The sequence below is a fragment of the Pseudomonas sp. TAA207 genome (genome assembly GCF_001529285.1).
GTDB classification, from domain to species: Bacteria; Pseudomonadota; Gammaproteobacteria; order Pseudomonadales; family Pseudomonadaceae; genus Aquipseudomonas; species Aquipseudomonas weihenstephanensis.
The window spans coordinates 187557-214392 of sequence record NZ_LLWJ01000064.1 but is presented as its reverse complement, the minus strand read 5'-3'; the positions used below and the strand labels follow the sequence as shown (position 1 = coordinate 214392).

The following is a 26836-nucleotide window of genomic DNA, read 5'->3' as shown; positions in this document are numbered from 1 at the left end:
TTGAGGAGATAGCATGATCGTTCGTCCTGTACGCAACAGCGATTTACCGGCCCTGATTGAACTGGCCCGCAGCACCGGCACCGGCCTGACCACCTTGCCGGCCAACGAAGAACGCTTGCTGCACCGTGTGACCTGGGCTGAGAAAACCTTCCGGGGCGAAGCGGAGCGCGGCGATGCCGACTATCTGTTTGTACTGGAAAACGACGACGGTAAAGTCGTCGGTATTTCTGCCATTGCTGGCGCCGTGGGCTTGCGCGAGCCGTGGTACAACTTCCGTGTCGGTTTGACCGTCAGCGCTTCGCAAGAGCTGAATATTTATCGCGAAATCCCGACCCTGTTTTTGGCGAACGACCTGACAGGCAATTCAGAGTTGTGCTCGTTGTTCCTGGGCGCCGACTATCGTACTGGTCTCAATGGCCGGATGCTGGCCAAGGCGCGGATGCTGTTCATCGCAGAATTCCCTGAGCTGTTCGGGAACAAAATCATTGCTGAAATGCGTGGCATGTCTGACGAAGCGGGACGCTCGCCGTTCTGGGAAAGCCTGGGGCGGCACTTCTTCAAGATGGAGTTCAGCCAGGCCGACTACCTGACCGGTGTGGGCAATAAAGCCTTTATTGCCGAGTTGATGCCCAAGTTTCCGGTTTACACCTGTTTCCTGTCTGAAGAAGCGCGTGCGGTGATCGGCAAGGTGCACACCCACACAGAGCCTGCGCTGAACATGCTCAAAAGCGAAGGCTTCAGCTATCAGGGCTACGTCGACATTTTCGACGCCGGCCCGGCTGTGGAATGTGAAACCAGCAAGATCCGTGCAGTGCGCGAGAGCGAAGCGCTGGTGCTGGCCATCGGCACTCCGGGCGACGACGCCACGCCTTACCTGATTCACAACCGCAAGCGCGAGGACTGCCGCATCACGGCGGCACCTGCGCGTCTGGCGGCGGGCACCCTGGTGGTTGATCCACAGACCGCCAAGCGGTTGCAATTGAGTGCGGGCGATCAAGTGCGCGCCGTCACCTTGTCTGCCCAGTCAGTGGCCCCACGGGAGTCGAAATAATGAGCACGTTGTACATCGCAGGCGCCTGGCAAAACGGCCTGGGCGAAGCCTTTGAATCGCTTAACCCGGTCACCCAACAGGTGCTGTGGACAGGCAATGGCGCGAATGCTGAACAGGTGGATGGCGCGGTGAAGGCTGCGCGTGAGGCATTCCCGGCATGGGCCACCCGTTCATTTGAAGAGCGCTTGAGTGTGCTGGAGGCGTTTGCTGCCAGCCTCAAAACCCACGCTGACGAACTGGCCCACTGCATCGGCGAAGAGACCGGTAAGCCGCTGTGGGAATCGGCGACTGAAGTCACCAGCATGATCAATAAAGTGGCTATTTCGGTGCAAAGCTACCGCGAACGCACTGGAGAAAAGAGCGGCCCGCTGGGCGATGCCACTGCGGTGTTGCGCCACAAACCTCACGGTGTGGTGGCGGTGTTTGGTCCGTATAACTTTCCGGGTCACCTGCCCAACGGCCATATCGTCCCGGCTTTGCTGGCCGGTAACAGCGTGGTGTTCAAACCCAGTGAGCTGACGCCTAAAGTGGCCGAGTTGACCGTCAAGTGCTGGATTGAAGCGGGGCTGCCTGCGGGCGTGTTGAACTTGCTGCAAGGCGCGCGGGACACCGGCATCGCATTGGCCGCGCATACCGGCATTGATGGCTTGTTCTTTACCGGGTCGAGCCGCACAGGCAACGCCTTGCATCAACAGTTCGCCGGTCGCCCGGATAAAATCCTGGCCCTGGAAATGGGCGGTAATAACCCGCTGGTGGTCGATCAGGTGGCGGATGTGGAAGCGGCGGTTTACACCATCATCCAATCCGCCTTTATCTCGGCCGGCCAGCGTTGCACCTGTGCACGGCGCTTGTTGGTGCCCGAAGGTGCGTGGGGCGACAGCCTGCTGAGCCGTCTGGTGCAGGTCAGCCAGAGTATCGAGGTCGGAGCGTTCGACCAGCAGCCTGCGCCATTTATGGGCTCGGTCATTTCGTTGGGCGCGGCCCGCGCATTGATGGATGCTCAAGAACTGTTACTCGGGTCTGGGGCTGTGGCCTTGCTGGAAATGAGCCAGCCAGACGCCAATGCCGCTTTGCTCACTCCGGGCATTATCGACGTGACCGAAGTCAGTGAACGCTCCGATGAGGAGCTGTTCGGGCCGTTGCTGCAAGTGATTCGCTACGCTGATTTTGACGCGGCCATGACTGAGGCCAACAACACGGCGTTCGGTTTGGCAGCGGGTTTATTGTCGGACAGCCAAGCGCGTTATCAGCAGTTCTGGCTGCAAAGCCGCGCAGGCATCGTGAACTGGAACAAACAACTGACGGGCGCGGCGAGCAGCGCGCCGTTTGGCGGCATCGGCGCATCGGGTAATCACCGTGCCAGTGCGTATTACGCCGCCGATTATTGCGCCTATCCGGTGGCCTCGCTGGAAACGCCAACCCTGGCACTGCCCGCGGCATTGACGCCGGGTGTGCATCTGTAAGCTGACCTTTAACCTGTATGTGCGGGCCAAAGCTGCGATTTCTTCATAACAGGATCGCAGCCAGCACCAGCGCCTACGGGGCTTGTGTGATTGATGCCTATAACAACCGTTTGCCGGAGCCTCGCTGATGAAGTCCTTTGAAGTCAATTTTGACGGTTTAGTGGGGCCGACCCATAACTACGGCGGTTTGTCGTTCGGCAACGTCGCCTCCCAGAGCAACAGCCAGCAGGCTTCCAACCCCAAGGAAGCGGCGCTCCAAGGTCTGGAAAAAATGAAAGCGCTGATGGACATGGGGTTTGTCCAGGGCGTACTGGCACCCCAAGAGCGCCCGGACGTGAGCGCCTTGCGCCGTTTGGGTTTCAGTGGCTCGGACGCACACGTCATTCAACAGGCTGCCAAAGAGGCGATGCCGTTGCTGGTCGCCAGTTGCTCGGCGTCGAGCATGTGGGTGGCCAATGCTGCCACCGTCAGCCCGAGCGCTGACACTCAAGATGGCCGTGTGCATTTCACCGCAGCCAACCTCAATTGCAAATTTCACCGCAGCATCGAGCACCCGACCACCAGCCGTGTGCTGAGCGCAATGTTTGCTGATCAGCAGCACTTTGCGCATCACGGCGCATTGCCAGCGGTTGCTCAATTTGGTGACGAAGGCGCGGCTAACCACACGCGCTTTTGCCGAGATTACGGTGAGGCGGGCGTTGAGTTTTTTGTTTTCGGGCGCAGCGCGTTCGACAGCCGTTACCCGGCGCCGCAAAAATACCCGGCGCGCCAGACCCTCGAAGCGTCGCAAGCGGTCGCCCGCCTTCACGGTTTGAGAGAGGCGGGTGTGGTGTTTGCGCAGCAAAATCCGGCGGTCATTGATCAGGGTGTATTCCATAACGACGTGATTGCGGTAGGTAATGGCGAATTGCTGTTCCATCACCAGGATGCGTTCCTGAACACCGATCAGATGCTGGCTGAGCTGCAAGCAAAGCTGAGCGCGCGCGGGGGCAATTTCCAGTCCATTTGTGTGCCGCGAGATCAAGTGGCGGTCGAAGACGCCGTGCGCTCGTACCTGTTCAACAGTCAGCTGCTCAGCCGTGCTGACGGCTCGATGCTGTTGATCGTGCCAGAAGAATGTCGCGCCAACCCGCGTGTCTGGCAGTACCTGCAAGGCTTGACGGCTGCGGGCGGTCCGATCCGCGAGATCAAGGTGTTTGATCTTAAGCAAAGCATGCAGAACGGTGGTGGCCCGGCCTGCCTGCGTCTGCGCGTCGCACTGAAAGAAACTGAACTGGCGGCGGTCAATCCGGGGGTTATCATGACGCCTGCGTTGTATGACGCGCTCACCCAGTGGGTGAACACGCATTACCGCGACGCGCTGCGCGAAAGCGACCTGGCTGACCCGCAGTTGTTGCTTGAATGCCGGACGGCGCTGGATGAACTGACACAAATCCTTAAACTGGGCGCGGTTTACCCTTTCCAGATCAATTGAACACCGGCAGGCGGGTTTTAATTTGCCTGCACTGCCACTTCACTTTCCAATGAGTACGAAATTATGAGCGATTCCCTGCAACTGATCCTTGAAGACACCGACGGCACGCAACTGCAAACCTCCTGCACCCGCGTTGCGGTCATGTGGCAGGGTAAAGAGCTGTGGATTCAACAAGACGGTCGTGGCCAACTGTTGATCGGTGTCGACGTAGAAGAAGGCGACGCCGAATACGCCAACCTGCTGCTGCGTCCTTTGGCAACTAACCTTGTAAGCCTGCAACTGGAAATGGAACCGGCTGACCTGGGCGATGACGAAGACGGTCACGTACACGGTCCAGACTGCAATCACTGATTAAGGATGCACTATGCTCGCCCTCGGCAAACTGCTTGAACTGACACTGGCTGGTCGTGAACCGGCGCAGAAAATTCAACTGACCGCCGATGGCGTGCGCTTGCGCTGGCTGAGTGAAGGCGCACTGGAAGTCACGCCGGCGCAAGGACAGGACGATGGCCTGGACTTGTTATTGTCGGCGGGCATCCACGGTAACGAAACAGCGCCGATCGAGCTGCTTGATCGCCTGTTGCAGAGCATTGCACGCGCAGAAATAAAGCCGCGTGCGCGCATTCTTTTCTTGTTCGGTAATCCGGGTGCCATGCGTACCGGGGCGCGTTTTGTCGAAGAAGACCTCAATCGACTGTTTAACGGTCGCCATGAAAGCAGCAGTGGCCCTGAAGCCTTGCGTGCCTGTGAGCTGGAGCATCTGGCGCAGGCGTTCTTCAATGCGCCGGATCGCACGCGGCTGCATTACGACCTGCACACGGCGATTCGCGGCTCGAAAATAGAGCAGTTCGCGCTTTATCCGTATAAAGAGGGTCGCGTTCATTCGCGTCGAGAGCTGGCGCGGCTGCACGCAGCAGGTATGGCTGCGGTGTTGTTGCAAAACAAACCGTCGATTGTGTTCAGTGCTTACACCTACGACCAGTTGGGGGCCGAAGCATTCACCCTTGAGTTGGGCAAGGCGCGCCCGTTCGGGCAAAACGCAGGGGTGAACGTTGAGCGTCTCGAACGGCGCTTGAAGCAAATCATTGAAAGCAACGAACCCTCACTGGCAGATGCCTCTCTGGAAGGCTTGCAGTTGTTCAGCGTGGCCCGTGAAGTGATCAAGCACAGTGAGGCCTTTATCCTGCACCTGCCGGCCGATGTCGAAAACTTCTCTGAACTCAGCAAGGGCTATCTGCTGGCCGAAGATGCAGGTAACACGCGTTGGACGATCGAGGAGAAGGGCGCGCGGATTATCTTTCCCAATCCTAAGGTCAAGAATGGGTTGCGCGCCGGGATGATTATCGAGCCTGCCACTTTGAAAGGTATCGATCAGTCCTTTGAGTAACGAATGTAGGTTTTGCGCAAGGGCAGCCCGAGTTCTTCACGCATACCGTTTTCGCTGTAAGGTTTGGGGTTGGTCGTGGTGGGCGGCGTGGCCGGGTCTTTATCGAAGTCAAAAGGCTCTACGCCACACGGCAGGCCCACTGCTTGCAACTCAATATTATTGACTTGCGGGGCTTGTTTGACCCCGCCGTGCCCGTCTGGGCTGGCGCCTGAAAACTGCGTTCCCGTCACATAGTTATAGGCGTGGCACAGTTCATGGTAGAGCGCAGTGAGGGGGATTGCGTGTGGCGTGGCGAATGAAGGGTTGTAATAAATCGTACCGCCAAAGTCCGGGAGGCCTGCCTGGCCTACCTCAATGTAAGACCTGCCGTCGCCCAGGTTGGGTATGTAAAGGCCATTGTTTACGTGCTTGAGCTCGGCGATGGTGATGGGCTTTTGGCTTTTACGAATACTTTTGGTCAGCTCGGTTATCAGTTTTTGCCCATTGGCAGACCCTAGCAGCAACTTCAAATCATCCTGAACACGCTCAATAAACGCTTCGCTGCCTTGAATAATCAAACCTGACTCTGACAGAGGGGTTGAGGTGACTGTCATCACGTACGTGTTGGCCTGAGCGGGCAAATTTTTAGTGGTTGCGCGACCGTCGGGTGTTCCGTCCGTTATGTAACTGGGGGCGCTTTCGGTGAAAATTTTGTCGTTATCCTTGATCCCGTCAAGGATGTTTTGCCCCTTGCCCGTGTAGATAACGTTAGACCCGGAACCTGCGGTGAGTAGATCGTCGCCATCACCGCCACATAATATGTTGTGGCCTGGACCGCCGACCGCGACATCATTGCCATCACCGGTATCGACAAAGTTCGTGCCAGCCCCACCACGAAAAAAGTCTGCACCTTTGCCCGTATAAGCAACCGTAGTGCCTGCGCCGCTGGCATTCACAATGTCATTGCCGGCTCCGGTATTGATATAGCTGTCTCCAGCCCCCGTCATCACGATGTCATTGCCGTCGCCGGTCAGTACAGTGGCGTGTTGCGCGTTAGTGACAACGGTGTCATTGCCTGCACCGGTTTCAATGTGGAACGGGTTTTTAAGGGTGTCGACGATGTACACCGTGTCGTGACCATTGCGGGTGTGAATTTCGATCATCTGTTTGTCGCTGGCAGGTTTGACGCTATAACGCTCGTGGTTGAGGTCAATTGTCAGTGTGTCGTGGCTGCCTTGGGTTACGAAGATGGAGGCGTGTGGCGAGGTTGCAGTGAATACCAGTCGATCAATGGGTGTGGGATACAAAACCCCTTCAGTGACGTAGCGGATGATGGTCGCGTTGTCACCAATATGAAGAATGCTGCGCACAGTGGTTTCAGAAATATGTGGCAGCGGATTGGAAACTGCGGTTTCGGTCCGGTCTGGCGGGGCTTTGGCGCCACCGTCAACGTCAAACTGATGGATGGCAGGCGCAGGGCCAGATGTTACGGGGGGAGGTGTGGGGCGCATAGTTCAAGTTCCGAGGCGTTATGTTCAAGGGTCAAGGGGGGATTCCCCCGTTACAGGCCATTGAAGCGCTTCGAGTGCCGAGCTGTGCTTTAGATAGTTATCGCGTGACTCTCGACTGACCTGATGGCCAGGCCAGTCGAGAGGTCAGGGGTTACACGGCGCGCTTTTGCTGGGAATCCATGCGCTTGATGGCACGGATTTTATGCAGCGTATCAACGCAGGTTTTCGCCGCTTCTTCGCCTTTGTGTACGAAGTGGTCGAAGAAGAACTTCTGGTGCTCTTCACCGGCGTGGAAGTGGTGCGGGGTCAGGCTGACCGAGAACACTGGGACTTCTGTTTCCAGCTGAACCTGCATCAGGCCGCTGACCACCGATTGGGCAACGAAGTCGTGGCGATAAATCCCGCCATCCACCACCAGGGCCGCGCCGACGATGCCGGCATAGCGGCCCGTTTTGGCCAGCAGCTTGGCGTGCAGCGGGATTTCAAATGCGCCGCCGACTTCAAAGAAATCGATGTCACTTTCCTGGTAGCCCTGCACCAGCATCTCGGCCAAAAAGCCCTTACGGCTCTGGTCGACAATCTCTTTGTGCCAGGCGGCCTGGATAAACGCGACGCGCTCGTTGTGGTGGTTTTTGCTTTTGCTGTCGATTGCGGTGGGTTGCATGTTCTGACTCCTGTTTGTGTGAAAAACAGGGCATATGAATCGAATGGGATTTAAGGGTGCGTTCAGACAGGCGGTGCGTGCGCATGCGCATCGACACCCCCCGCCTGATTGACGGCCCTTTGGCGCCAATCCCGTTCTCTCTTCATCCGGACTATGACCGTCGGCCCCGGGATCACACCGGGTCTGCTGACCTTGCCAAGTCGTTTGCCGAAGCCTTCGGACCTGCCAAGCGCTCGCGGGCTATGCGCATTGCGCGCAATTACCGCCGGTGGGGAATTGCACCCCGCCCTGAGAACGTTGCCACCAGCCTTTCTGGCGGCGGGCATTTTGTATCACATCTGTTTGAAGGATGCATGGCTGCTTTTGGCTAATAGCTATCAAAGATTCAGATGGTTTTATCGGTTATTTGTGACGCAATCGCTTGATTAATGCCGGCTGAACCCGCAGTAATCCTGTTCGACAGGGATTTCCCCGATTAGCATCTGATGCTCATCTCACATGGCCGAGGCTTGCAATGACTGTTATCGATCTTCGTAGCGACACCGTGACCCAACCCAGCACTGGTATGCGCGAGGCCATGGCTGCCGCGCGGCTGGGCGATGATGTGTATGGCGAAGATCCGACGGTCAACAAGCTTGAGGCCGAAATGGCCCAGCGCCTGGGGTTTGCCGGGGCGCTGTTTGTGCCCAGCGGTACGATGAGTAATTTGCTGGCGCTGATGGCGCATTGCGGGCGAGGCGATGAATACATCGTGGGTCAGCAAGCGCACACCTACAAATATGAAGGCGGCGGGGCTGCCGTGCTGGGGTCGATCCAGCCGCAACCGCTGGAAGTACAGGCAGATGGTTCGCTGGACCTGGCTCAGGTTGCAGCGGCGATCAAACCGGACGACTTTCATTTCGCCCGCACGCGTTTGCTGGCGCTGGAAAATACCATGCAGGGCAAGGTGTTGCCGCTGGCGTATGTGGCGGCGGCCAGTCGTTTGACCCGCGAGAATGGCCTGGCGCTGCACCTGGATGGCGCGCGGTTGTATAACGCGGCGGTCAAGCTGGGTGTGGACGCAGGCGATATTACCCGCCACTTCGACTCGGTTTCGGTGTGTTTGTCCAAAGGGCTGGGCGCCCCGGTGGGGTCGGTGCTGTGCGGCACGGCGGACCTGATCGCCAAGGCCCGGCGCTTGCGCAAAATGGTCGGCGGCGGCATGCGTCAGGCGGGTCAGTTAGCCGCCGCCGGGTTATATGCGCTGGATCATCAGATCCAGCGCCTGGCAGACGACCACGCCAACGCCGCGTATCTGGCTGAAGGCTTGCGCGCGTGTGGTTATGAGGTTGAAGCCGTGCAGACCAACATGGTGTATGCACAATTGGGTGATCGTGCAGAGGCGCTCAAGGCCTTTGCCGCTGAGCGCGGGATCACGTTGAGTGCTGCTCCGCGCTTGCGAATGGTGACGCACATGGATGTCAGTCGCAGTCAGATTGAGCAGGTGGTCACGGTTTTTGGTGAATTTAACCGCCAATGAGCGCGCAAGCCGTCCAATTGCATGTGCCTATCGTATAAACACGCTGTACCCAAGGCGCAGGGCCGATATAATGCGGCCCTTTGCGAGTCGCACTGTCGAGCGACATGATTGACTTGCCTCTGGCCTCAGCCTCCGTGGAAGAACCTATGAAAAGCGCAGAAATCCGTGAAGCCTTCCTTCGCTTCTTCGAGGAGCAAGGTCACACCCGTGTCCCTTCCAGCTCCTTGGTGCCGAATAACGACCCGACCCTGCTGTTCACTAACGCGGGGATGAACCAGTTCAAGGACTGCTTTCTGGGTCAGGAAAAACGTGCCTATACCCGTGCAACCAGCAGCCAGAAGTGCGTGCGTGCCGGCGGCAAGAACAGCGACCTGGAAAACGTCGGTTACACCGCACGTCACCACACCTTCTTTGAAATGCTCGGCAACTTCAGCTTTGGCGATTACTTCAAGAAAGACGCGATCAATTTCGCCTGGACCTTCCTCACTGGCGTACTCAAGCTGCCTAAAGACAAACTTTGGGTAACTGTTTACGCCAGCGATGATGAAGCCTATGACATCTGGACCCAAGACGTCGGCGTTCCCGCTGAGCGCATGATCCGCATTGGCGACAACAAAGGTGCGCCGTACGCTTCGGACAACTTCTGGACCATGGGCGATACCGGCCCGTGCGGCCCGTGCACCGAGATTTTCTACGATCACGGCCCGGATATCTGGGGTGGCCCGCCGGGCTCGCCGGATGAAGACGGCGACCGTTACATCGAAATCTGGAACAACGTATTCATGCAGTTCAACCGCACCGCCGATGGCGTGTTGCATCCGTTGCCAGCGCCGTCGGTCGACACCGGCATGGGCCTGGAGCGGATCAGTGCGGTGATGCAGCACGTTAATTCCAACTACGACATCGACTTGTTCCAGAGCCTGTTGAAAGCGGCGGCCGAGGCCATCGGCTGCGCCAACGAAGGCCAGGCGTCGCTCAAGGTCGTGGCTGACCACATCCGCTCGTGCAGCTTTTTGATCGCTGATGGCGTATTGCCGTCCAACGAAGGTCGCGGTTATGTACTGCGCCGTATCATTCGTCGCGCGTGCCGCCACGGCAACAAGCTGGGTGCAACCGGCAACTTCTTTTACAAGATCGTTGCGGCACTGGTGGCTGAAATGGGCGAAGGCTTCCCGGAGCTGGTGCGCGAGCAGGCCAACATTGAGCGCGTGCTCAAGGCAGAAGAAGAGCAATTTTCCAAGACGCTGGAGCAGGGCCTCAAAATCCTCGAACAGGACCTGGCTGAGCTCAAGGGCACCGTGGTGCCGGGTGACGTGGTGTTCAAACTCTACGACACTTACGGCTTCCCGATGGACCTGACGGCCGACATCGCCCGTGAGCGTAACTTGACCGTGGACGAAGCTGGCTTCGAGCGCGAAATGGAAGCTCAGCGCGTACGTGCGCGTTCGGCCAGCTCGTTTGGCCTGGATTACAACACGCTGGTCAAAGTTGACGTGCCCACCGAGTTTATCGGCTACAACGCTACGCAGGCCTCAGCCAAGATCATTGCGCTTTATAAAGAAGGCAAATCGGTCGAGTTCCTGAATGAAGGCGACGAAGGTGTGGTCATTCTTGATCAAACGCCTTTTTACGCCGAATCAGGCGGCCAGGTGGGCGACTGCGGTTACCTGCAAGCAGGTGCTGCGCGCTTTGATGTGCGCGACACCACCAAGACCGGCGGCGCGTTCTTGCACCACGGCGTGGTAGCGACAGGCAGCCTGAAAGTGGGTGAGAGCGTTGATACCCAGGTGGATGCCGATGTGCGTCACGCAACCGCGCTGAATCACTCGGCGACGCATTTGTTGCATGCTGCGTTGCGCAAAGTGCTGGGCGAACACGTACAGCAGAAAGGTTCGTTGGTTGACAGTCAGCGCATGCGTTTTGACTTCAGTCACTTCGAAGCGATCAAGCCTGAGCAAATCAAGGCGCTGGAAGACATCGTCAACGCCGAGATTCGCAAGAATACCCCGGTTGAAACCGAAGAAACCGATATCGAAACCGCCAAGCAAAAAGGCGCGATGGCGCTGTTTGGCGAGAAGTACGGCGATAACGTGCGCGTGTTGAGCATGGGCGGTGATTTCTCGGTGGAACTGTGCGGCGGTATTCACGCCAAGCGCACCGGCGACATCGGCCTGATGAAAATCACCAGCGAAGGCGGTGTAGCGTCGGGTATTCGTCGTATTGAAGCGGTGACGGGCGCTGCCGCACTGGCTTACTTGAACGCCGCTGAAGAGCAGCTCAAGGAAGCGGCAAGCCTGATCAAGGGCTCACGCGAAAACCTGGTCGACAAACTGTCGGCTGTGCTGGAGCGTAACCGTCAGTTGGAAAAACAACTGGAACAATTGCAGGCCAAGGCCGCAAGCGCTGCCGGTGACGATCTGTCGTCGTCGGCTGTGGACATCAAAGGCGTGAACGTCTTGACCGCTCGCCTGGACGGTCAAGATGGCAAGGCGCTATTGGCGCTGGTAGATCAGCTCAAGAACAAGCTCGGCCGTGCAGTGATCCTGCTGGGTGGGGTTTATGAAGACAAGGTTGTACTGGTTGCAGGCGTAACCAAAGACCTGACTGGCCAACTCAAAGCCGGTGATTTGATGAAGCAGGCTGCTGCGGCAGTGGGCGGGAAGGGCGGTGGTCGCCCGGACATGGCGCAAGGTGGCGGTGTGGATGCCGCAGCCCTGGACGCCGCGCTGGCCCTGACTGTGCCATTTGTCGAGCAGGGTATCTGAGGTCCAGAACGCGCTGTCGTCTAGTGGCAGCGCGTGGTTTGAATGATAAATGGGCGCCCTTTAGGGGCTGAGGCTGCTTTGAAATGGCTTTGATCGTACAGAAATTCGGAGGCACCTCGGTCGGCACTGTCGAACGAATCGAACAGGTCGCCGATAAAGTTAAGAAGTTCCGTGAAGCCGGGCATGACCTGGTGATTGTGTTGTCGGCGATGAGCGGCGAAACCAATCGCCTGATCGAGCTGGCCAAACAGATCAGCGATCAGCCGTTGCCGCGTGAACTGGATGTGATTGTCTCCACCGGCGAGCAGGTGACGATTGGCCTGCTGGCGATGGCGCTGAACAAGCGCGGCGTCCCGGCGGTGTCCTACACCGGCAGTCAGGTGCGTATTCTTACAGACAGTTCGCACACTAAAGCCCGCATCCTGAAAATTGACGACCAGAAAATCCGTACAGACCTCAAGGCTGGGCGTGTGGTTGTGGTTGCAGGTTTTCAGGGCGTAGACGAGCAGGGCAACATTACGACGTTGGGCCGTGGCGGCTCTGACACGACGGGTGTGGCCCTGGCGGCTGCATTGAAGGCGGATGAGTGCCAGATCTACACCGACGTCGATGGCGTCTACACCACCGATCCTCGGGTTGTGGCGCAGGCTCAGCGGCTGGAAAAAATCACCTTCGAAGAAATGCTGGAAATGGCCAGCCTGGGTTCCAAGGTGTTGCAGATCCGTGCGGTCGAGTTCGCCGGCAAGTACAACGTCCCGCTGCGCGTCTTGCACAGCTTCAAGGAGGGTCCAGGCACCCTCATTACTATTGATGAAGAGGAATCCATGGAACAGCCGATCATTTCTGGTATCGCGTTCAATCGCGACGAAGCCAAGCTGACCATCCGTGGCGTGCCAGACACCCCGGGCGTGGCGTTCAAGATTTTGGGGCCGATCAGTGCGGCCAATATCGAAGTCGACATGATCGTGCAAAACGTGGCGCACGATAACACCACCGATTTCACCTTCACCGTGCACCGTAACGATTACAGTGCAGCCCAAACGGTGCTGGAAAATACGGCGCGCGAGATCGGCGCACGTGAAGTGGTCGGCGATACCAAAATTGCCAAGGTGTCTATCGTGGGGGTGGGCATGCGCTCTCACGCCGGTGTGGCCAGTCGCATGTTTGAATCGTTGGCCAAAGAGAACATCAACATCCTGATGATCTCGACGTCTGAGATCAAAGTGTCGGTGGTGATCGAAGAGAAGTACCTGGAGCTGGCTGTGCGCTCGCTGCACACGGCGTTTGAATTGGATGCACCTGCCCGACAGGGTGAATGACGCATAACCCGGAGGGCGCGGTTGAACCGCGCCCTTTGTTTTTTTGATGAATGTGAACGAAGACTTCTTGTTTCGTCATGTTGGTCAATACTTAAGGAGCGTCGGGCTATAGCTGTTTAGCTAGTAGGCCGAAGCCCTTTTTTTTTGCAGACTGTTGTCCCTGAATGAATAGCGTGAGGAGAAACGTATGCTGATTCTGACTCGCCGTTGCGCAGAAAGCCTGATCATAGGCGATGGTGAAATTACTGTGACCGTGCTCGGCGTCAAAGGAAACCAAGTGCGAATCGGTGTTAATGCCCCCAAGGAAGTGGCCGTGCACCGGGAGGAAATCTACCTTCGGATCAAGAAAGAAAAGGACGAAGAACCAAGTCTTTAATTTTATTTAAGTTTTTGGTTGCATACGGGGAAAAGGCTGGTTATTATACGCCCCGTGTTGCGGAGAGGTGGCCGAGTGGCCGAAGGCGCTCCCCTGCTAAGGGAGTACATCTCAAAAGGGTGTCGGGGGTTCGAATCCCCCCTTCTCCGCCATTATTCATGTAGCACGTTCGAATCTAGCCATTTCAGTAAGTTGTTGAATTTATTGAAAAAAACACTTGGCAGAGAGATTCAACGGTCTATAATACGCAGCTTCAAATGCACTCGTAGCTCAGCTGGATAGAGTACTCGGCTACGAACCGAGCGGTCACAGGTTCGAATCCTGTCGAGTGCACCATTTAAGAGTTAGTTGCTCCGGTAGTTAACTTGGCTTCAACCAGGGTGGTCTGGTCTAACAAACACACTTGCACTCGTAGCTCAGCTGGATAGAGTACTCGGCTACGAACCGAGCGGTCACAGGTTCGAATCCTGTCGAGTGCACCATTTAAGAGTTAGTTGCTTTGGCAGTTAACTTGGCTTCAACCAGGGTGGTCTGGTTTAACAAACACACCTTGCACTCGTAGCTCAGCTGGATAGAGTACTCGGCTACGAACCGAGCGGTCACAGGTTCGAATCCTGTCGAGTGCACCAAACACCAAGAAGCCCGCCTTTAAAGCGGGCTTTTTGCTGTCTGTGATTTGAGTGACGTAGTGCCGACACACAGTGCGTTACTGTCATGCGCCAGACTTGTCGCCGCTTCACTGCGCCACGCAGGAATTAACTGGCGTGCAAATGGTCTATGTCAGGTGTTATGCAGAACCTGGCGCAGGTTGCGACCATTTCAGTCCTCGCAAAAATCTCAACCCTCGGCAACCGTCACGACTGGCCGTGTCGCCGCGTTAATTTTTTACACAAAGACTGTGCTCCGGGCCGATCATCTGGCGTCGCAGAGTCATCGCGTGAACAAAGTTCGGTGATGCTGCGCAAGCATTTGTTATCCCCGAGATTTTTAGCGTCATTAATTTTTTAAGCCGTGTATGATTGCGCCCGTCAGCCCCGCCGGGGCTTGTGGAATACCTCCATGGACTTACCCAGTAGTAACTCAGCATCCCGTTTTACCAATCATGAATTGACTGATTGATCCTTCCGGCGTGCCCTGCTGCTGGGAGTGGAGTTCGCCTATGACCGAAGTTGAAGTAAAAAAAACACAAGAAAGCCTGCAAAGCCGCCTCGCTCAAGTAATTGAGCTGCTGAATCGCCAGCGTGTGGTCGAAGACCTGACACATCGTCAGGAAGGCCATCACCATGATCGGGTCGAGAACCTGGTCCATCGGCAAAACCTTGTAGAACTCCAGCGCAAGCTTGAGGATCTGCACTCCGCAGACGTTGCCTACATCCTTGAAGCGTTACCCCTCGATGACCGTCTGACGGTCTGGCAGTTGGTCAAGGCTGATCGCGATGGCGACATCCTGCTCGAAGTCTCCGACTCTGTACGTGAAACCCTGATCGCCGACATGGACGATCACGAGCTCCTGGCAGCGGCCAAGGAGATGGATGCCGATGAACTCGCTGACTTGGCCCCCGAGCTGCCGCGAGACGTCGTCCATGAGCTGATGGAAACCCTCGATGGCCAGCAGCGTGAGCGTGTGCGCTCCGCGCTGTCCTATAACGAGGATCAAGTCGGTGCCTTGATGGACTTCGAGATGGTGACCATTCGTGAGGATGTCAGCCTTGAAGTCGTCCTGCGTTATCTGCGCCGCCTCAAAGAGCTGCCGGGCCATACCGACAAATTGTTCGTGGTCGATTATGACGGCGCGTTGAAAGGCGTGCTGCCGATCAAGCGTTTGCTGGTCAACGACCCTGAAAAACAAGTGTCGGAAGTCATGGCCAATGATCCGGTGAGTTTTCACCCGGATGAAGACGCTTACGATGCGGCTCAGGCATTTGAGCGTTATGACCTGATTTCGGCCCCGGTGGTCGACAAAAACGGCAAGCTCATCGGCCGTCTGACCATTGATGAAATGGTTGACTTGATCCGTGAAGAAAGCGAGACCGAAGTCCTTAACATGGCGGGTCTGCGCGAAGAAGAAGATATTTTTGCTTCAGTCTGGAAGTCCCTGCGCAACCGTTGGGCCTGGCTGGCCGTTAACTTGGTGACGGCATTTATCGCGTCGCGGGTAATCGGTTTGTTTGAAGGCTCGATTGAAAAGCTGGTAGCGCTCGCGGCCTTGATGCCAATTGTGGCCGGTATCGGCGGCAACTCCGGCAACCAGACCATCACCATGATTGTGCGGGCGATGGCGCTGGACCAGGTCAACACGGGCAGTACCTCGCGGTTGATGCGCAAGGAGCTGGCAGTTGGCTTGATCAACGGCCTCGTGTGGGGTGGGGTGATTGGCGTAGTGGCGTATTTGCTGTACGGCAGTTGGTCGCTGGGTGTAGTCATGACCGCCGCGATGACGCTTAACCTGCTATTGGCTGCCCTGATGGGCGTGTTGATTCCCATGACCCTGGCCCGCTTGGGTCGCGACCCGGCGATGGGGGCCAGCGTGATGATTACCGCCATGACCGACAGTGGCGGGTTCTTTATCTTCTTGGGGCTGGCCACGATCTTCCTGCTCTGACCCTTAACGGCTTGATCTGGCACTGTCTGATCAAGCCGTTTTTGCTTGTGATGCGTCTTCAGGCGGGCAGAGCGCCCACAAAAAAACCAGCACAAGGCTGGCTTTTTTGGGTGCTGGTTTTAACTCAAGAAGCGTCGGATGCCATTTCAACATCGTGTGCAATCAATGAAACCAAAGCGTTTTGCTGGCGATGAGACAGCTGGCGGAAGCGTTGCAACAGTTCGCGTTCATGCATGGACAGCTCGGGGCTGTCCAGGCGCAGCGCAGGCTCGTCGCCCAATGCGCCTTCCTGGATAAGGCTTTGTTCCAGGCGGGCAATGATTTCTGAGTTCATGCTGCGGTGATGATTGCGGGCCACCTCGGCAATGCGTTCGCGCATTCCGTCTGGCAGGCGCACTACGAACTTGTCAGCCGTGCGGCTGGAATAAATTGCCTGTTTCAATGGGCGCATATAGTTAACCGGTTAGTTCAGGGGAGCGGTTCTCGGAATTGGCCGCAGGATGTTTTTAAGACCGTCCTCAAAGCCAAATGTTCAACCTGAATTGCTAAGAGGCAGGGATCATGCCTCAAATTAGCCACTTCCCTGGCGTCAATTCTGTGACAAATATTGAACCGGATACAGGCTTTTTGCCAGCAACGATTATCAGAAATGAGCACTGGGTTTGATAGCACTTTGCCCATCCGTTCATCTGAAATACATCATATAAGCGGTTTTCAGCGCTTTCATACGTTGAAAGCCAGATTCAGGCCCGCATCTGCACACAGCACTACCCAGCACATTGCGTGGTAATAGCTCAGTACCGAGAGGATCAATTCATGTCAGGCACATTGATCTATTTGATGGGGCCGTCGGGGTCGGGTAAAGACAGCCTGATCAACGCCGCGCGCCCGTATTTGGCTGAGCGCGGTTGTGACGTGATGCGGCGTGTAATAACCCGTTCGGCTGAATCCGTTGGGGAGGATGCGGTGGGCGTTTCGCCAGAGGCGTTCGAGTCGCTCAAGCACCAACGTGCTTTTGCCCTGCACTGGCAGGCCAATGGCCTTGAGTACGGCATTCCTGTGCAGCTTGATGAATGCCTTGATAGCGGGCGGCATGCGCTGGTCAATGGTTCACGCGGCTACTTACAGCAGGCGCGAGCGCGTTATCCGGATTTGCTGGCCATTGTCTTGCGGGTTGATAGCGAGGTGTTGCAACAGCGCTTGCTCAAGCGCGGCAGGGAAACGCCGTCTGAGATCAGTGCGCGACTCAAACGCAATCAATTGTTTCTGGATTCTCTGGCGACATTGAGCGCCGAACAAGTCCATGTGCTGGACAACTCAGCAGCGTTGTCCGTGGGGGTGCAGGGCTTGCTGAGTTTGATCGATAACGCCCTCGCGTATTCTGCTTCAGCGTAACAGCGGGTCAAACTTGATTCGGCGGCCGACCAGCAGGGCAATCAGCCAGGCGATAAAGAACGTTCCGGCAGCAATCAAAGGCAGATCACCCAGATCACCGGATGGCATAAAAATATCCAGAGCCAGACTGGACAGTGCCAGCATTAGAAAGCCGAATGCGAATTTGGACATGATTCTAAAAAGCTCTCTTCAAAATACCCAGTGCTCGCTTTGAACCGTTTGCTGTTGCGCGGCGTGGTCAGAGGTCAGGCGCGATGCGCCGCTCTTGCCCTGAGTCATCACTGCCAGCTGTGGTAACGGCTTGAGCGGTTTATAGGTGTCAGCCAGATTCACGCCCGATTCAGCTGACGCCTGATCGGGTTGGAACTGGAAAATGACCAAAATGGCCAGCGCGAGTGCATTCAACAGGATCAAAGTGCTGTTCATGGCGGTCATCTCTGAGGGCATGGACTTAATACACTTGCCATTGCAGCCTTCGTGCCAACGCAGGATACCTGTAAAACCCTTGTAAATCAGTCAGTTGCTGATGATTTTAAGCGCTCTTGAGTTGCAAATTGCAAGGATGTGATTTGCAGGTCATGCAATATGCACGATGCTGGAGGTCGTTGAAGGGTCGTGTTGCTGCTGATGCGCTGCCGGGGGACTGAGATAGGCGTTGCAAGGCCATCCGCCACAATGGGCGCAATCTCCTTCATTGAGGCTTTGTCTAGTAAGTACTTACAGCCAAAAAGCCAACGGACGACATGACAAAACCCCGCATCGCCGTTACCATGCTCGCCGTCCTGCACGCCACGCCTTGCGTGGTGCGCGTGAATTGTCTCAGTAGCTCAATTGGATAGAGCATCCCCCTCCTAAGGGGAAGGTTGCAGGTTCGAACCCCGCCTGGGACACCATTTCACGCATCTCCCTTTACTCGCGTATTGCAATTGAGGCTCATGGCCACAATTGGGTGATGCGTCGATCCAGTTCTTCGAAATCTGCCATGCCGAGCACGCGCGTGGTGTTCAGACCCCGCAAATAGCCCTTGAGTTGATGTGCCGTGGCGCGCTGCGTTTCTACGTGTGCGTGATCGTCAAGCAGGATGTCTTTGTAGGCAATGAGGTACTCGCCCACACGATCACGGTACTCGGGGAGCACGGCGTCCAGAATCAGGTCGAAGGTGCGTTTTTTTTGCGAGCTATTCACGGTTTACTCCGGATCGATGAGTAGGTTGTTGTTTTTGTTACATCCAGATTTGAATGTAACTCACCCTTTACCTCGACGGCGACTGTGTGAAGCACTTCTTGTTTGGGGGCTGTATGGCGCTCGTGATGGACCCTTAAGGCACTGGTGAAAAGCGATAAGGCGTGAGCGCAGTCGGGTCGATGTTGTGATCGACCGTGGCTATCGCGTCTTTGAGTGGGCACAACAGGCCGACGCGGGTGGCGCGGCAGTCGTTGGCGCTTTTGAAATCGCTGCTCAGCGGTTTTGCTGTGCCCCTGAGTGGGGTCAGGTCGCGGATCTGGTCCATCGACTGCGCTTCAAAGGCGATGCGTAAAAAATAGGCGCCAGTTTTGACTTCTTTGTAGCGTTCGAACTGCAAAGTGCCGACGGGCGGGATGTTGTTGTCGATGTAATCGCCCAGTTTCCAGCTGAAACCCAGCATGGTGCGCAGGTACGAAATATTGGTGTCGTGGGCCACGAGCAGCATCAAGGGCACGTCCGGTGGGGCGCCGGTGGTGTCCTTGGGCGCCAGTGGGGTGCCTTGTTTGAGTGCCAGCGAAATCTGGTTCATCAGCTCAGAAGCGCCACGGCTGGCGATGTAGGGAATGTCGTTCAAGTAGTCGTATTTGGCCTTGGTAAGCACCATCAGGCTCGACACTTCAGCAGCCGTGCGGGCATGGCCGAATGCAACCTGCTCCAGTGGCAGGCCCTGGCTGTATTCGAGGCGAAACACTTCGCCCATGTTGGCGCCTGCGCTCAGGCCTTTTATCGAGAAACGACCTTTTTCGTTTTGCACCAGCTGCCACGGTTCGTGGCCATACGCGCAATTGACGTCGGGCAGGCAGGCGACTTCACGCAGGGTTTCTTCGAAGGGCGCGTAACGCTTCTGGGCCGCTTCGACGCTGCCGCCCAGGGCCTTGAGAATCTGTGCCTTGGCTTTTTCGGCGTCGAGGGCGGCGAAGCTCATCTCGTTAGCCTGAAACAACGCGTCTTGTTTGCCCGCCACGTAGGTGGGCTGCAACCCACAGCCTGGAAACATGCCGTCGAGTAATGCCTGGGCCGTGGCTTTGGTGCGTTGCAGCGGGCTGGCGTGCACCAGCAGGTGTTTGGCATCGGGGCAGCCCTGCGCGATCAAGCCTGCGTGGCGCAATACCGCGCCGCGATAGCGGCCCATCTCCACCGCGCCGGTGTAGCCGTGGCCGGTCAGGTTGCCCAAGGGCACCAGCCACGTCGGCCATTGGCGCTGGGTGACCTTGGTCAGCAGCTTCTCATTGGACTCGGTGGGAGGGCGCACCCCATGGCGGCTGACCTGCACCACTTTGTCCAGTACATAACCATCGCTGCTGGGCGTTTGCGCGAAGGTCATCGGGCTGAGGGCGCCGGCCAGCAGCAGGCCAATGGCGCGTCGGGACACAGAAAATGCGGAGTGCTTCATCAATATTCCTTATGGCAACGCAGCGCTGGGGCAAGCCTGCGGGTTCTTCCAAGACACATTTGGCGACAGAGTCTAGTTGGCAATTGTTACGGCGAATGTGTTTTCTGCCTTCGGTGTAAGGATCACGCTGTGTTTGTGAGCATTTGTGTAGCGCTCGCTTGAAATACCGAACAGGTGGTGCGTATTTTGTACGGGTTGCCGTTCGCGGCGTGTACAACAACAAGGAAAGCGTCATGACGACCGATGGCCAGGGTTCACTCGCACAGCGACTGTCCGGCATTGATGAGATTGAGTGTGTAACGCCCGATTTGAACGGCGTTCCGCGTGGCAAGGTGATGACCGCTGAAGGGTTTCTGGAGGGGCGACGCCTGCAAATGGCCCGCGGTGTGCTGCTGCAATGCATCATGGGCGGCTACCCGGAGTCACGTTTTTATGGCAGCGATGACGGCGATCTGGCGTTGGTGCCGGACGCGGCGCACATCCATCGCCTGCCCTGGAGCCGGCAACCTCGCGCCTTGGCCATTTGTGACGCAGACGAGCTGAGCGGTGAAAGCTCGTGCCTGTCGACCCGTGGTCAGCTCAAAGCGGTGATCGCCCGCTACGCAGCCCGCGGATTGGCTCCGGTCGTGGCCACTGAGCTTGAGTTCTTTGTGTTCGCGCCCAATACCGACCCGACCCAGGCGTTCCAGCCGCCAGTAGGGTTGGACGGTCGCCGTGAAGACGGTTTTTCGGCGTTCAGCATCAGTTCCAACAATGGCCTGCGCCCCTTCTTCAGCGAAGTGTATGAATGCATGGCGGCGCTGGGTTTGCCCCGTGACACGTTCATGCATGAGATGGGCGTAAGCCAGTTCGAGATCAACCTGCTGCACGGCGACCCGCTGCTGCTGGCCGATCAGACGTTTTTGTTTAAGCACTTGCTGAAGGAGGTCGCGCTCAAGCACGGCCTGACTGTGGTGTGCATGGCCAAGCCGCTGGCGAAAACGGCGGGTAGCTCGATGCATATCCATCAAAGCGTGGTGGAACTTGGCACCGGGCGTAACGTGTTCAGCGATGAGGCGGGTCAGCCGACCGCGACCTTCCGTCACTTTATCGGCGGGCAGCAGGCGGGCATGGCAGATTTCACGGCGTTGTTTGCGCCCAACGTCAACTCCTACCAGCGGCTGTGCCACCCGTATGCGTCGCCGAACAACGCGTGCTGGTCCCTCGACAACCGGTCGGCGGGCTTGCGCATACCCGCCAGTTCACCCGTGGCGCGACGCGTCGAAAACCGTTTGCCGGGGGCCGATGCCAACCCGTATCTGGCAATTGCTGCAAGCCTGGCGGCCGGTTTGCACGGCATCGAAAACGAGCTGGAACCGACGGCTGCGATTCAGGGTGAGTTTGAAGTGCCTGAGGCATTGTCATTGCCATGTACCTTGCATGCCGCCCTTGAGCGTCTCAAGCGCAGTCACTTGGCGAGGGAACTGTTCGGCAAGGAGTTCATCGAAGGTTACATTGCGTCCAAGACGATGGAGCTGACCAGCTTCTTTGATGAAATAACACCCTGGGAACGCCGTGTGTTAGCGGCTCAGGCTTAATCGTCCAGACGGCACACAGCCTTGCGGCTTGACCGTTTGAACCTGCTGCGCTCGGCTATCGTCAGATAGCCCGACCGCCACTGCATGGAGTCGCGCAACGCCGATGCGCCAAATCTGGAAGTCTTTTAAAGCGCTGTATTTCGCCTCGCTGATGATGTTGATCGGTTCGGGCTTGTTGAGCACCTACCTTGCCCTGCGCCTTGCGGCCGACAATGTTGATGGCCTGTGGATTGGTGGCTTGATGGCGGCCAACTATTTTGGCCTGGTATTGGGCGGCAAGATTGGCCACCGCCTGATTGCGCGCGTGGGGCACATTCGTGCGTACGCCACCTGCGCCGGTATCGTTGGCGCGGCGGTGTTGTGTCACGGTTTAACCGACTGGCTGCCGATCTGGCTGCTGCTCAGGGTTATCGTGGGTTTGGGCATGATGTGCCAATACATGGTCATCGAAAGCTGGCTTAACGAGCAGGCCGACGCCAAGCAGCGCGGCGTGGTGTTCAGCCTGTATATGATTGCCTCGTATCTGGGCCTGGTGCTCGGGCAATTGATTTTGGTCATCCACCCGCAGTTGGGCCTTGAATTGCTCATGCTGGTGGCGCTGTGCTTTGCCCTGTGCCTGGTGCCCGTGGCCATGACCCGACGCATCCACCCGGCGCCGTTGCACCCCGCGCCAATGGACCCCAAGTTCTTCATCAAGCGCGTGCCACAGTCGTTGATTGCCGTGATGGGGGCCGGGCTGCTGGTGGGCTCGTTCTATGGTCTGGCGCCGCTGTATGCCACGCAGCAGGGCTTGTCCACCGAGTTGGTCGGTTTGTACATGGGTTGCTGTATTTTTGCCGGGCTGCTGGCGCAGTGGCCGTTGGGCTGGCTGTCGGATCGCTACGACCGGCCGCTGTTGATCCGTGTGTTTGCGTTCATCCTGGCGGTGGTGTCGCTGCCGCTGGCGATCATGCCAACCGTGCCGCTGGAGGTATTGTTTGTGGCGGGTTGGCTCAGTGCGCTGGTGCAGTTTTGCATCTATCCGCTGGCGGTGGCGTTTGCCAATGACCACGTAGAGGCCGAGCGGCGCGTGTCATTGACCGCCATGTTGCTGGTGACCTATGGCATTGGCGCCAGCGTCGGACCGCTGGTGGCCGGTGTGCTGATGAAGGTGTTGGGCAGTCAGATGCTCTACGCGTTTTTCAGTGTGACGGGCCTGGTGCTGGTGTGGCGCATCCGACCGAATGCGGTCACCAACTTGCATCAGGTCGACGATGCGCCGTTGCAGCACGTTGCCATGCCCGACAGCATGTCCAGCTCGCCCTTGGTGGCAGCGCTTGACCCGCGGGTGGATGAACAGGTGGTGCAGGAGCAGATGCAGGACAGTGTTGAACCAGTGGTTGAGCCTGAAGATCCTCATCCAGGCCCCCTCCCGGAAGAAGAGAGCGCTGATCTGCGTAAGGATTGAAGCGGTGTGCGCTTAAACCCCTCTCTCTTTAGGAGAGGGGGGATCACTCAATAATCGTCGTCTTTATCAAAGCGTCGCACATCACGTTGCAACTGATACACAAAGCGCTCGACCTGACGCTGCACGTTGCCGCTCATGTTGTGAAAACGCATGCCGGCAAAGGTGATGTTGAGGCGCTCTTCAAAGTGCAGGTAGCGCAACTCCACAGGGGTGGCCATGGTGCCAAAAGGCAGGGCGGCCTCAAAGCGCTCGTAGACTTGCCCCAATTGCAGACGTTCACTGATGTCGCCTTCAAACCTCAGCTTGCAGCCTGTGGCGGACACATCCAGCAACTTGCCTTCGATCGCGGATTTAATCTTGTCCCCGTCGACTTTTACGCTGACCAAGTCCGCCAGCTTGAGTGCCGCGCGGAACGCATTACGGCGCTGGTGGTAAACGATTTCGTTCGGCAAGGCGCCGTGATAACTGCGGTGACCGTCTTTGTCGTCAATCGTCAGTTGAGTGGTGCATTCCCAGGCAATGCGTACGCCATCATGGAAACCTTCAACGCGAAACGGCTCGCCAGCTTCAAGGAAACGCTCACCGTCGCGCGGGATCATTTCATCAAAGGCGAGGGTGGCGGTATCGCGATCTACGTCAATCAAATAGCTCTGAAAGCGCTGACTGCGTTCGTGAAAGGTGATGATCAGGGGGTCATGGCTCTCTTTTAGCCTCCGCAAATTGGCGGAAATTTCCAAGGCAGTGCTGATAACCTTTGGAGGCTGCGGAGCATCTTCGGCAGTGGACACGGTTCGTCAATCTCCAGACAAAATACAACAACACGCAAAAGGCGGCATTTTGCCAGTATGTTGCGTCCTTAGGATAGTGCAGGCCTGCGAGCTTAAGCCTGACTGAATGCACGCGGTTTGTTGACCAGCGCTGTGGTGCCGCGAGCGTCATACAAAGTATGGGCTTCGCCGCCGTGCAGGATGCGCTGTTGATTGGCAGTAATGAGCTGTTGCGTCTGGATGGCTTGGCCATTGACGGCATTGGCAGCTTGGCACTCAGCCAGCAACTGATTCAGTGCAGCGCTTTGGGCCAGCAGTTGCGGGCCAACATCGGAGTGGCTGGCCAATTGTTCAAGGCCGCTGTGGTTGGCTGTCAAACCGAGGCTGACCAGCAGTTCGCTGCGTTTGCGCCCATGCTGGTCGAGCAGAATGATGAGCGACTGCTTGTGTGCCAGGATCTTTTCGAGCACCAGCATATCGCGCCCTTGCAGGGCGACCGTTTCGTCTTGCAGCAGGCTGAGCAGCGTCTGGGCCGGGCCGAAGTCGTCGTTGATCAGTTGCAGTAAAGTCGTGTCGTGCATGGCTGGCTCTGGAATTTAAGCGTCCAAAAGCCTGGCGCTTGCCGCGAAGGCTAGCGCTGGGCTTCCAAGTTAAGCAATTTGCTGGCGACCCGATTGCTGTCGACGGTATAGCTACCATCGGCAATGGCCTGTTTCAACTCAGCCACACGGCTTTTGTCGACAACCGGTTGGTCACGCAGCGAATCGCTGATTTTTTGCAACTGTTGTGCCTCGTGGCTCAGGTGCACAGATTCCCCGCTCGGGGCGTTGGCATCAGCGCGCTCGGCGTTAACAGGGGCCGCTTGCGTGGCGCTACCTGCTTCCTGAGTGGCGTTGCTGCGCGTACTGGCGGTTAAAGGCGCGGCGCTGTTTAGGCGACTGAAGTCGATGACCATGTTGGAAAACCTCTGGGTATTTGGACGCTTGCCATGTTTTCGGCCATACCCGAGAAAACTTTAGGCTCGATTAATCATAGGTCGACGCGAATCAGTACTGATCTGCGTCAAGCGACAGTGTAGGAAAGTTGAGGTACGTATGCCAACTGTCCTACAAAGCCACCTCGACTTGCCCTGGCCCGGTAATGCGCGCTTTGATCACCCGTTTGGAGTTCAGGTTCTTGACCCGAACCTGCTCACTGAGGCCGCCGTCGGACAGCGCTTCGCCGGGCATTCTGACGGTCAGTGTGCCGCTGCGGGCGTTGATCACCACCTGATCGCCCTTGCGTACCACGGCGGCCTGCTCCAGATGCGTCAATGTCAGCACTTGGTCGGTGACCATTGGTCGCAGAAGTTTCTGGCCAACGGCCAGTTCCACAGCCGTCATGTAGCCCTGATTGATCAGGCTGATGTCCCGCTCGCGCAGGACTACGTCGTCATAGTCGATCACCATGCCGCGCTTGAGCGGGTGGGTAACGGTCACCACCTCGCGGAACAACTTGACCTGCGCCGGTACGAAGATCGTCCAGGGCGAGCTACCCTCACAGCGTACGCGCACGGTGACGCGGCCCATGGGTTGGGTCGGGCTTTCAAGGGTGGCTGTCAATTCCTTGTCGCATTGGGCCAGACGCAGGCGGGGGTCCAGGTTGTTCACCTGAATCTCGTAGCGACCTTCTATATGACCAGTGGCGAGGTAGTCTTCGACGGTGAATTCAAGAAAGCCTTGGGTCACGCCGATAAGCTGAGTAGGAGATGTAAATCCATCAGCGTAGGACTGTGCTCCAGCGCTTATCAGGCACCCGGCCGCAAGGAAGCTTAAAAAGCGGCGGCGCAGCGTCTGAGGAATCGGCCAGTGGCGAGAAATTGTCGTTTTTGCATTCATGGCGGATAAATAGCAAAGCCCGTGCCGTTTACCGGGCTATGTGCGTCGCAACTTAAAGTTTTTGAGGGGAACCGAGTATGGCTGGGGTGATGGATGCGGTTAACCAGCGCACTCAACTGGTGGGGCAAAACCGCCTGGAGCTGTTGTTGTTTCGCCTGGACGGGCAGCAGCTGTACGGGATTAACGTGTTCAAAGTCCGCGAGGTGCTGCAATGCCCCAAGCTGACAGTGATGCCAAAATCCCACCCGGTGGTCTGCGGTGTGGCGAGTATTCGGGGGGCGACCATTCCGATTCTCGACTTGGCGATGGCCACCGGCGCAGGCGCTTTGAAAGATCAAAGCAGCCCGTTTGTGATCATTACCGAGTACAACACTAAAACGCAGGGTTTCCTGGTGCGTTCGGTTGAGCGCATCGTCAACATGAACTGGGAGGAGATTCATCCGCCACCCAAAGGCACCGGGCGTGATCACTACCTGACGGCGGTGACGCGGCTGGATGACCAGTTGGTCGAAATCATCGACGTTGAAAAAATCCTGTCTGAAGTTTCGCCTTCATCCGAAAGCATTTCGCACGGCGTAGTTGACGTTGAAACCCAGAGCAAAGCCGTGTCGTTGCGGGTGCTGACGGTGGATGACTCCTCAGTGGCGCGCAAGCAGGTGACACGTTGCCTGCAAACGGTCGGCGTTGAAGTGGTGTCGCTCAATGACGGCCGTCAGGCGCTGCAATACCTGAAGAACATGGTGGACGAAGGCAAAGACCCGTCAGAAGAGTTTCTGATGATGATCTCGGACATCGAGATGCCGGAAATGGACGGTTACACCCTGACGTCAGAAATCCGCAGCGATCCGCGCATGCAAAAGTTGCACATCATTCTGCATACTTCGTTGTCCGGGGTATTCAATCAGGCGATGGTCAAAAAAGTCGGCGCCAATGACTTTTTGGCAAAATTTCGCCCTGATGACCTGGCATCCCGGGTAGTTGACCGGATCAAAGAAGCAGACCACAGCTAGGGGCTTGGCCCTTGG

25 protein-coding genes, 5 tRNA genes and 1 riboswitch are annotated in these 26836 nt (G+C 57.1%); of the genes, 19 read left to right on the top strand and 11 right to left on the bottom strand.

The annotated features are described in order from the left end of the window. Nucleotides 1-13: 13 nt before the first annotated feature. The 5 genes from astA (at nt 14) to astE (ending at nt 5375) form a co-directional block, all read left to right on the top strand. Nucleotides 14-1051, top strand: coding sequence for an arginine N-succinyltransferase (astA, locus tag AP059_RS11050; protein WP_059763208.1), 1038 nt, complete (start codon nt 14-16; stop codon nt 1049-1051). Next, nucleotides 1048-2514 carry a succinylglutamate-semialdehyde dehydrogenase gene (gene astD / locus AP059_RS11045; protein WP_177332378.1) on the top strand — a complete coding sequence of 489 codons (1467 nt, stop codon included), beginning with the start codon at nt 1048-1050 and terminating at the stop codon, nt 2512-2514. Before astA ends, astD begins: the two co-directional genes overlap by 4 nt. 127 nt (nt 2515-2641) lie before the next feature. After that, the gene (gene astB, locus AP059_RS11040; protein WP_059763206.1) at nt 2642-3988 is read left to right on the top strand and encodes an N-succinylarginine dihydrolase; all 1347 of its coding nucleotides are present in this window, start codon (nt 2642-2644) and stop codon (nt 3986-3988) included. 63 nt (nt 3989-4051) lie between these two features. After that, nucleotides 4052-4339: a hypothetical protein gene (locus AP059_RS11035; RefSeq protein ID WP_059763205.1), complete on the top strand. Its 288-nt coding sequence runs from the start codon at nt 4052-4054 to the stop codon at nt 4337-4339. A 13-nt stretch (nt 4340-4352) separates the two neighbouring features. Beyond that, nucleotides 4353-5375: a succinylglutamate desuccinylase gene (astE, locus tag AP059_RS11030; protein ID WP_059763204.1), complete on the top strand. Its 1023-nt coding sequence runs from the start codon at nt 4353-4355 to the stop codon at nt 5373-5375. Here the strand turns inward: astE and AP059_RS11025 are convergent. Both AP059_RS11025 and AP059_RS11020 read right to left on the bottom strand, forming a co-directional pair. After that, nucleotides 5360-6865 (bottom strand): M91 family zinc metallopeptidase, encoded by a 1506-nt coding sequence (locus tag AP059_RS11025; RefSeq protein ID WP_059763203.1) that lies wholly within the window; start codon nt 6863-6865, stop codon nt 5360-5362. The two genes, astE and AP059_RS11025, sit on opposite strands and share 16 nt — an antisense overlap. Before the next feature lie 151 nt (nt 6866-7016). Then, a complete protein-coding gene (locus AP059_RS11020) occupies nt 7017-7529 on the bottom strand; it encodes a 6,7-dimethyl-8-ribityllumazine synthase (protein WP_048363484.1) in 513 nt (170 codons plus the stop codon). Nucleotides 7530-7658: 129 nt separating this feature from the next. Then, a riboswitch (FMN riboswitch) is annotated at nt 7659-7829 on the bottom strand. A gap of 214 nt (nt 7830-8043) precedes the next feature. Here AP059_RS11020 and ltaE point away from each other — a divergent pair. The 9 genes from ltaE (at nt 8044) to mgtE (ending at nt 16110) form a co-directional block, all read left to right on the top strand. Next, the gene (ltaE, locus tag AP059_RS11015; RefSeq protein WP_059763202.1) at nt 8044-9048 is read left to right on the top strand and encodes a low-specificity L-threonine aldolase; all 1005 of its coding nucleotides are present in this window, start codon (nt 8044-8046) and stop codon (nt 9046-9048) included. Between the two features lie 146 nt (nt 9049-9194). Further along, entirely contained in the window at nt 9195-11813 is a 2619-nt protein-coding gene (gene alaS, locus AP059_RS11010) for an alanine--tRNA ligase (RefSeq protein ID WP_059763201.1), read from the top strand. A gap of 83 nt (nt 11814-11896) precedes the next feature. Next, a complete protein-coding gene (locus AP059_RS11005; protein ID WP_048399856.1) occupies nt 11897-13132 on the top strand; it encodes an aspartate kinase in 1236 nt (411 codons plus the stop codon). A 187-nt stretch (nt 13133-13319) separates the two neighbouring features. Further along, complete coding sequence (gene csrA / locus AP059_RS11000) at nt 13320-13508, top strand: carbon storage regulator CsrA (RefSeq protein ID WP_003175645.1); 189 nt, start codon at nt 13320-13322, stop codon at nt 13506-13508. A gap of 61 nt (nt 13509-13569) precedes the next feature. Further along, nucleotides 13570-13660, top strand: a tRNA-Ser gene (locus AP059_RS10995). Between the two features lie 107 nt (nt 13661-13767). Next, nucleotides 13768-13844 (top strand) — tRNA-Arg (locus tag AP059_RS10990). Between the two features lie 69 nt (nt 13845-13913). Continuing rightward, nucleotides 13914-13990: transfer RNA gene (locus tag AP059_RS10985), tRNA-Arg, on the top strand. Between the two features lie 70 nt (nt 13991-14060). After that, nucleotides 14061-14137 (top strand) — tRNA-Arg (locus AP059_RS10980). A gap of 530 nt (nt 14138-14667) precedes the next feature. Then, nucleotides 14668-16110, top strand: coding sequence for a magnesium transporter (gene mgtE / locus AP059_RS10975; RefSeq protein WP_059763200.1), 1443 nt, complete (start codon nt 14668-14670; stop codon nt 16108-16110). 124 nt (nt 16111-16234) lie between these two features. Here the strand turns inward: mgtE and AP059_RS10970 are convergent, their stop codons facing one another. After that, nucleotides 16235-16561 carry an Arc family DNA-binding protein gene (locus tag AP059_RS10970; protein WP_047276944.1) on the bottom strand — a complete coding sequence of 109 codons (327 nt, stop codon included), beginning with the start codon at nt 16559-16561 and terminating at the stop codon, nt 16235-16237. A 365-nt stretch (nt 16562-16926) separates the two neighbouring features. Between AP059_RS10970 and phnN the strand changes: the two genes are divergently transcribed. Further along, on the top strand, nt 16927-17505 hold the full coding sequence (phnN, locus tag AP059_RS10965; protein ID WP_059763199.1) for a phosphonate metabolism protein/1,5-bisphosphokinase (PRPP-forming) PhnN: 579 nt from the start codon (nt 16927-16929) through the stop codon (nt 17503-17505). Here phnN and AP059_RS10960 read toward each other — a convergent pair. Continuing rightward, nucleotides 17497-17676 carry a PA3371 family protein gene (locus AP059_RS10960; RefSeq protein WP_059763198.1) on the bottom strand — a complete coding sequence of 60 codons (180 nt, stop codon included), beginning with the start codon at nt 17674-17676 and terminating at the stop codon, nt 17497-17499. The two genes, phnN and AP059_RS10960, sit on opposite strands and share 9 nt — an antisense overlap. An 18-nt stretch (nt 17677-17694) precedes the next feature. Further along, complete coding sequence (locus tag AP059_RS10955; protein ID WP_059763218.1) at nt 17695-17931, bottom strand: hypothetical protein; 237 nt, start codon at nt 17929-17931, stop codon at nt 17695-17697. Between the two features lie 390 nt (nt 17932-18321). On the opposite strand from AP059_RS10955, the gene AP059_RS10950 reads away from it, so the two are divergent. Further along, nucleotides 18322-18398: transfer RNA gene (locus AP059_RS10950), tRNA-Arg, on the top strand. A 40-nt stretch (nt 18399-18438) separates the two neighbouring features. Here AP059_RS10950 and AP059_RS10945 read toward each other — a convergent pair. Together AP059_RS10945 and AP059_RS10940 are read right to left on the bottom strand one after the other, a co-directional pair. After that, nucleotides 18439-18690: a hypothetical protein gene (locus AP059_RS10945; protein ID WP_059763197.1), complete on the bottom strand. Its 252-nt coding sequence runs from the start codon at nt 18688-18690 to the stop codon at nt 18439-18441. 133 nt (nt 18691-18823) lie between these two features. Then, nucleotides 18824-20143 (bottom strand): histidine-type phosphatase, encoded by a 1320-nt coding sequence (locus AP059_RS10940; RefSeq protein ID WP_059763196.1) that lies wholly within the window; start codon nt 20141-20143, stop codon nt 18824-18826. 335 nt (nt 20144-20478) lie between these two features. On the opposite strand from AP059_RS10940, the gene AP059_RS10935 reads away from it, so the two are divergent. Both AP059_RS10935 and AP059_RS10930 read left to right on the top strand, forming a co-directional pair. Then, a complete protein-coding gene (locus AP059_RS10935; protein ID WP_177332376.1) occupies nt 20479-21720 on the top strand; it encodes a glutamine synthetase family protein in 1242 nt (413 codons plus the stop codon). 103 nt (nt 21721-21823) lie between these two features. After that, nucleotides 21824-23167 carry an MFS transporter gene (locus tag AP059_RS10930; RefSeq protein WP_059763194.1) on the top strand — a complete coding sequence of 448 codons (1344 nt, stop codon included), beginning with the start codon at nt 21824-21826 and terminating at the stop codon, nt 23165-23167. A 47-nt stretch (nt 23168-23214) separates the two neighbouring features. Here AP059_RS10930 and AP059_RS10925 read toward each other — a convergent pair whose 3' ends face one another. The 4 genes from AP059_RS10925 to flgA all read right to left on the bottom strand — a co-directional run bounded on the left by AP059_RS10925 (nt 23215) and on the right by flgA (nt 25811). Then, complete coding sequence (locus tag AP059_RS10925; RefSeq protein WP_059763193.1) at nt 23215-23955, bottom strand: flagellar brake protein; 741 nt, start codon at nt 23953-23955, stop codon at nt 23215-23217. 92 nt (nt 23956-24047) lie between these two features. Next, nucleotides 24048-24515, bottom strand: coding sequence for a flagella synthesis protein FlgN (locus AP059_RS10920; RefSeq protein WP_059763192.1), 468 nt, complete (start codon nt 24513-24515; stop codon nt 24048-24050). 50 nt (nt 24516-24565) lie between these two features. After that, nucleotides 24566-24889, bottom strand: coding sequence for a flagellar biosynthesis anti-sigma factor FlgM (gene flgM, locus AP059_RS10915; RefSeq protein ID WP_059763191.1), 324 nt, complete (start codon nt 24887-24889; stop codon nt 24566-24568). Between the two features lie 151 nt (nt 24890-25040). Continuing rightward, a complete protein-coding gene (gene flgA, locus AP059_RS10910) occupies nt 25041-25811 on the bottom strand; it encodes a flagellar basal body P-ring formation chaperone FlgA (protein ID WP_059763190.1) in 771 nt (256 codons plus the stop codon). Nucleotides 25812-25888: 77 nt separating this feature from the next. Here flgA and AP059_RS10905 point away from each other — a divergent pair, with 77 nt between their 5' ends. Next, nucleotides 25889-26821 (top strand): chemotaxis protein CheV, encoded by a 933-nt coding sequence (locus tag AP059_RS10905; RefSeq protein ID WP_048363516.1) that lies wholly within the window; start codon nt 25889-25891, stop codon nt 26819-26821. Nucleotides 26822-26836 lie beyond the last annotated feature (15 nt).

What these genes read in the sequence shown, in the direction of transcription:
- astA (WP_059763208.1), top strand. Translation starts at nt 14, where the DNA reads ATGATCGTTCGTCCTGTACGCAACAGCGATTTACCGGCCCTGATTGAA.
- astB (WP_059763206.1), top strand. Translation starts at nt 2,642, where the DNA reads ATGAAGTCCTTTGAAGTCAATTTTGACGGTTTAGTGGGGCCGACCCAT.
- AP059_RS11035 (WP_059763205.1), top strand. Translation starts at nt 4,052, where the DNA reads ATGAGCGATTCCCTGCAACTGATCCTTGAAGACACCGACGGCACGCAA.
- astE (WP_059763204.1), top strand. Translation starts at nt 4,353, where the DNA reads ATGCTCGCCCTCGGCAAACTGCTTGAACTGACACTGGCTGGTCGTGAA.
- AP059_RS11025 (WP_059763203.1), bottom strand. Translation starts at nt 6,865, where the DNA reads ATGCGCCCCACACCTCCCCCCGTAACATCTGGCCCTGCGCCTGCCATC.
- AP059_RS11020 (WP_048363484.1), bottom strand. Translation starts at nt 7,529, where the DNA reads ATGCAACCCACCGCAATCGACAGCAAAAGCAAAAACCACCACAACGAG.
- ltaE (WP_059763202.1), top strand. Translation starts at nt 8,044, where the DNA reads ATGACTGTTATCGATCTTCGTAGCGACACCGTGACCCAACCCAGCACT.
- alaS (WP_059763201.1), top strand. Translation starts at nt 9,195, where the DNA reads ATGAAAAGCGCAGAAATCCGTGAAGCCTTCCTTCGCTTCTTCGAGGAG.
- AP059_RS11005 (WP_048399856.1), top strand. Translation starts at nt 11,897, where the DNA reads ATGGCTTTGATCGTACAGAAATTCGGAGGCACCTCGGTCGGCACTGTC.
- csrA (WP_003175645.1), top strand. Translation starts at nt 13,320, where the DNA reads ATGCTGATTCTGACTCGCCGTTGCGCAGAAAGCCTGATCATAGGCGAT.
- mgtE (WP_059763200.1), top strand. Translation starts at nt 14,668, where the DNA reads ATGACCGAAGTTGAAGTAAAAAAAACACAAGAAAGCCTGCAAAGCCGC.
- AP059_RS10970 (WP_047276944.1), bottom strand. Translation starts at nt 16,561, where the DNA reads ATGCGCCCATTGAAACAGGCAATTTATTCCAGCCGCACGGCTGACAAG.
- phnN (WP_059763199.1), top strand. Translation starts at nt 16,927, where the DNA reads ATGTCAGGCACATTGATCTATTTGATGGGGCCGTCGGGGTCGGGTAAA.
- AP059_RS10960 (WP_059763198.1), bottom strand. Translation starts at nt 17,676, where the DNA reads ATGTCCAAATTCGCATTCGGCTTTCTAATGCTGGCACTGTCCAGTCTG.
- AP059_RS10955 (WP_059763218.1), bottom strand. Translation starts at nt 17,931, where the DNA reads ATGAACAGCACTTTGATCCTGTTGAATGCACTCGCGCTGGCCATTTTG.
- AP059_RS10940 (WP_059763196.1), bottom strand. Translation starts at nt 20,143, where the DNA reads ATGAAGCACTCCGCATTTTCTGTGTCCCGACGCGCCATTGGCCTGCTG.
- AP059_RS10935 (WP_177332376.1), top strand. Translation starts at nt 20,479, where the DNA reads ATGACCGCTGAAGGGTTTCTGGAGGGGCGACGCCTGCAAATGGCCCGC.
- AP059_RS10930 (WP_059763194.1), top strand. Translation starts at nt 21,824, where the DNA reads ATGCGCCAAATCTGGAAGTCTTTTAAAGCGCTGTATTTCGCCTCGCTG.
- AP059_RS10920 (WP_059763192.1), bottom strand. Translation starts at nt 24,515, where the DNA reads ATGCACGACACGACTTTACTGCAACTGATCAACGACGACTTCGGCCCG.
- flgM (WP_059763191.1), bottom strand. Translation starts at nt 24,889, where the DNA reads ATGGTCATCGACTTCAGTCGCCTAAACAGCGCCGCGCCTTTAACCGCC.
- flgA (WP_059763190.1), bottom strand. Translation starts at nt 25,811, where the DNA reads ATGAATGCAAAAACGACAATTTCTCGCCACTGGCCGATTCCTCAGACG.
- AP059_RS10905 (WP_048363516.1), top strand. Translation starts at nt 25,889, where the DNA reads ATGGCTGGGGTGATGGATGCGGTTAACCAGCGCACTCAACTGGTGGGG.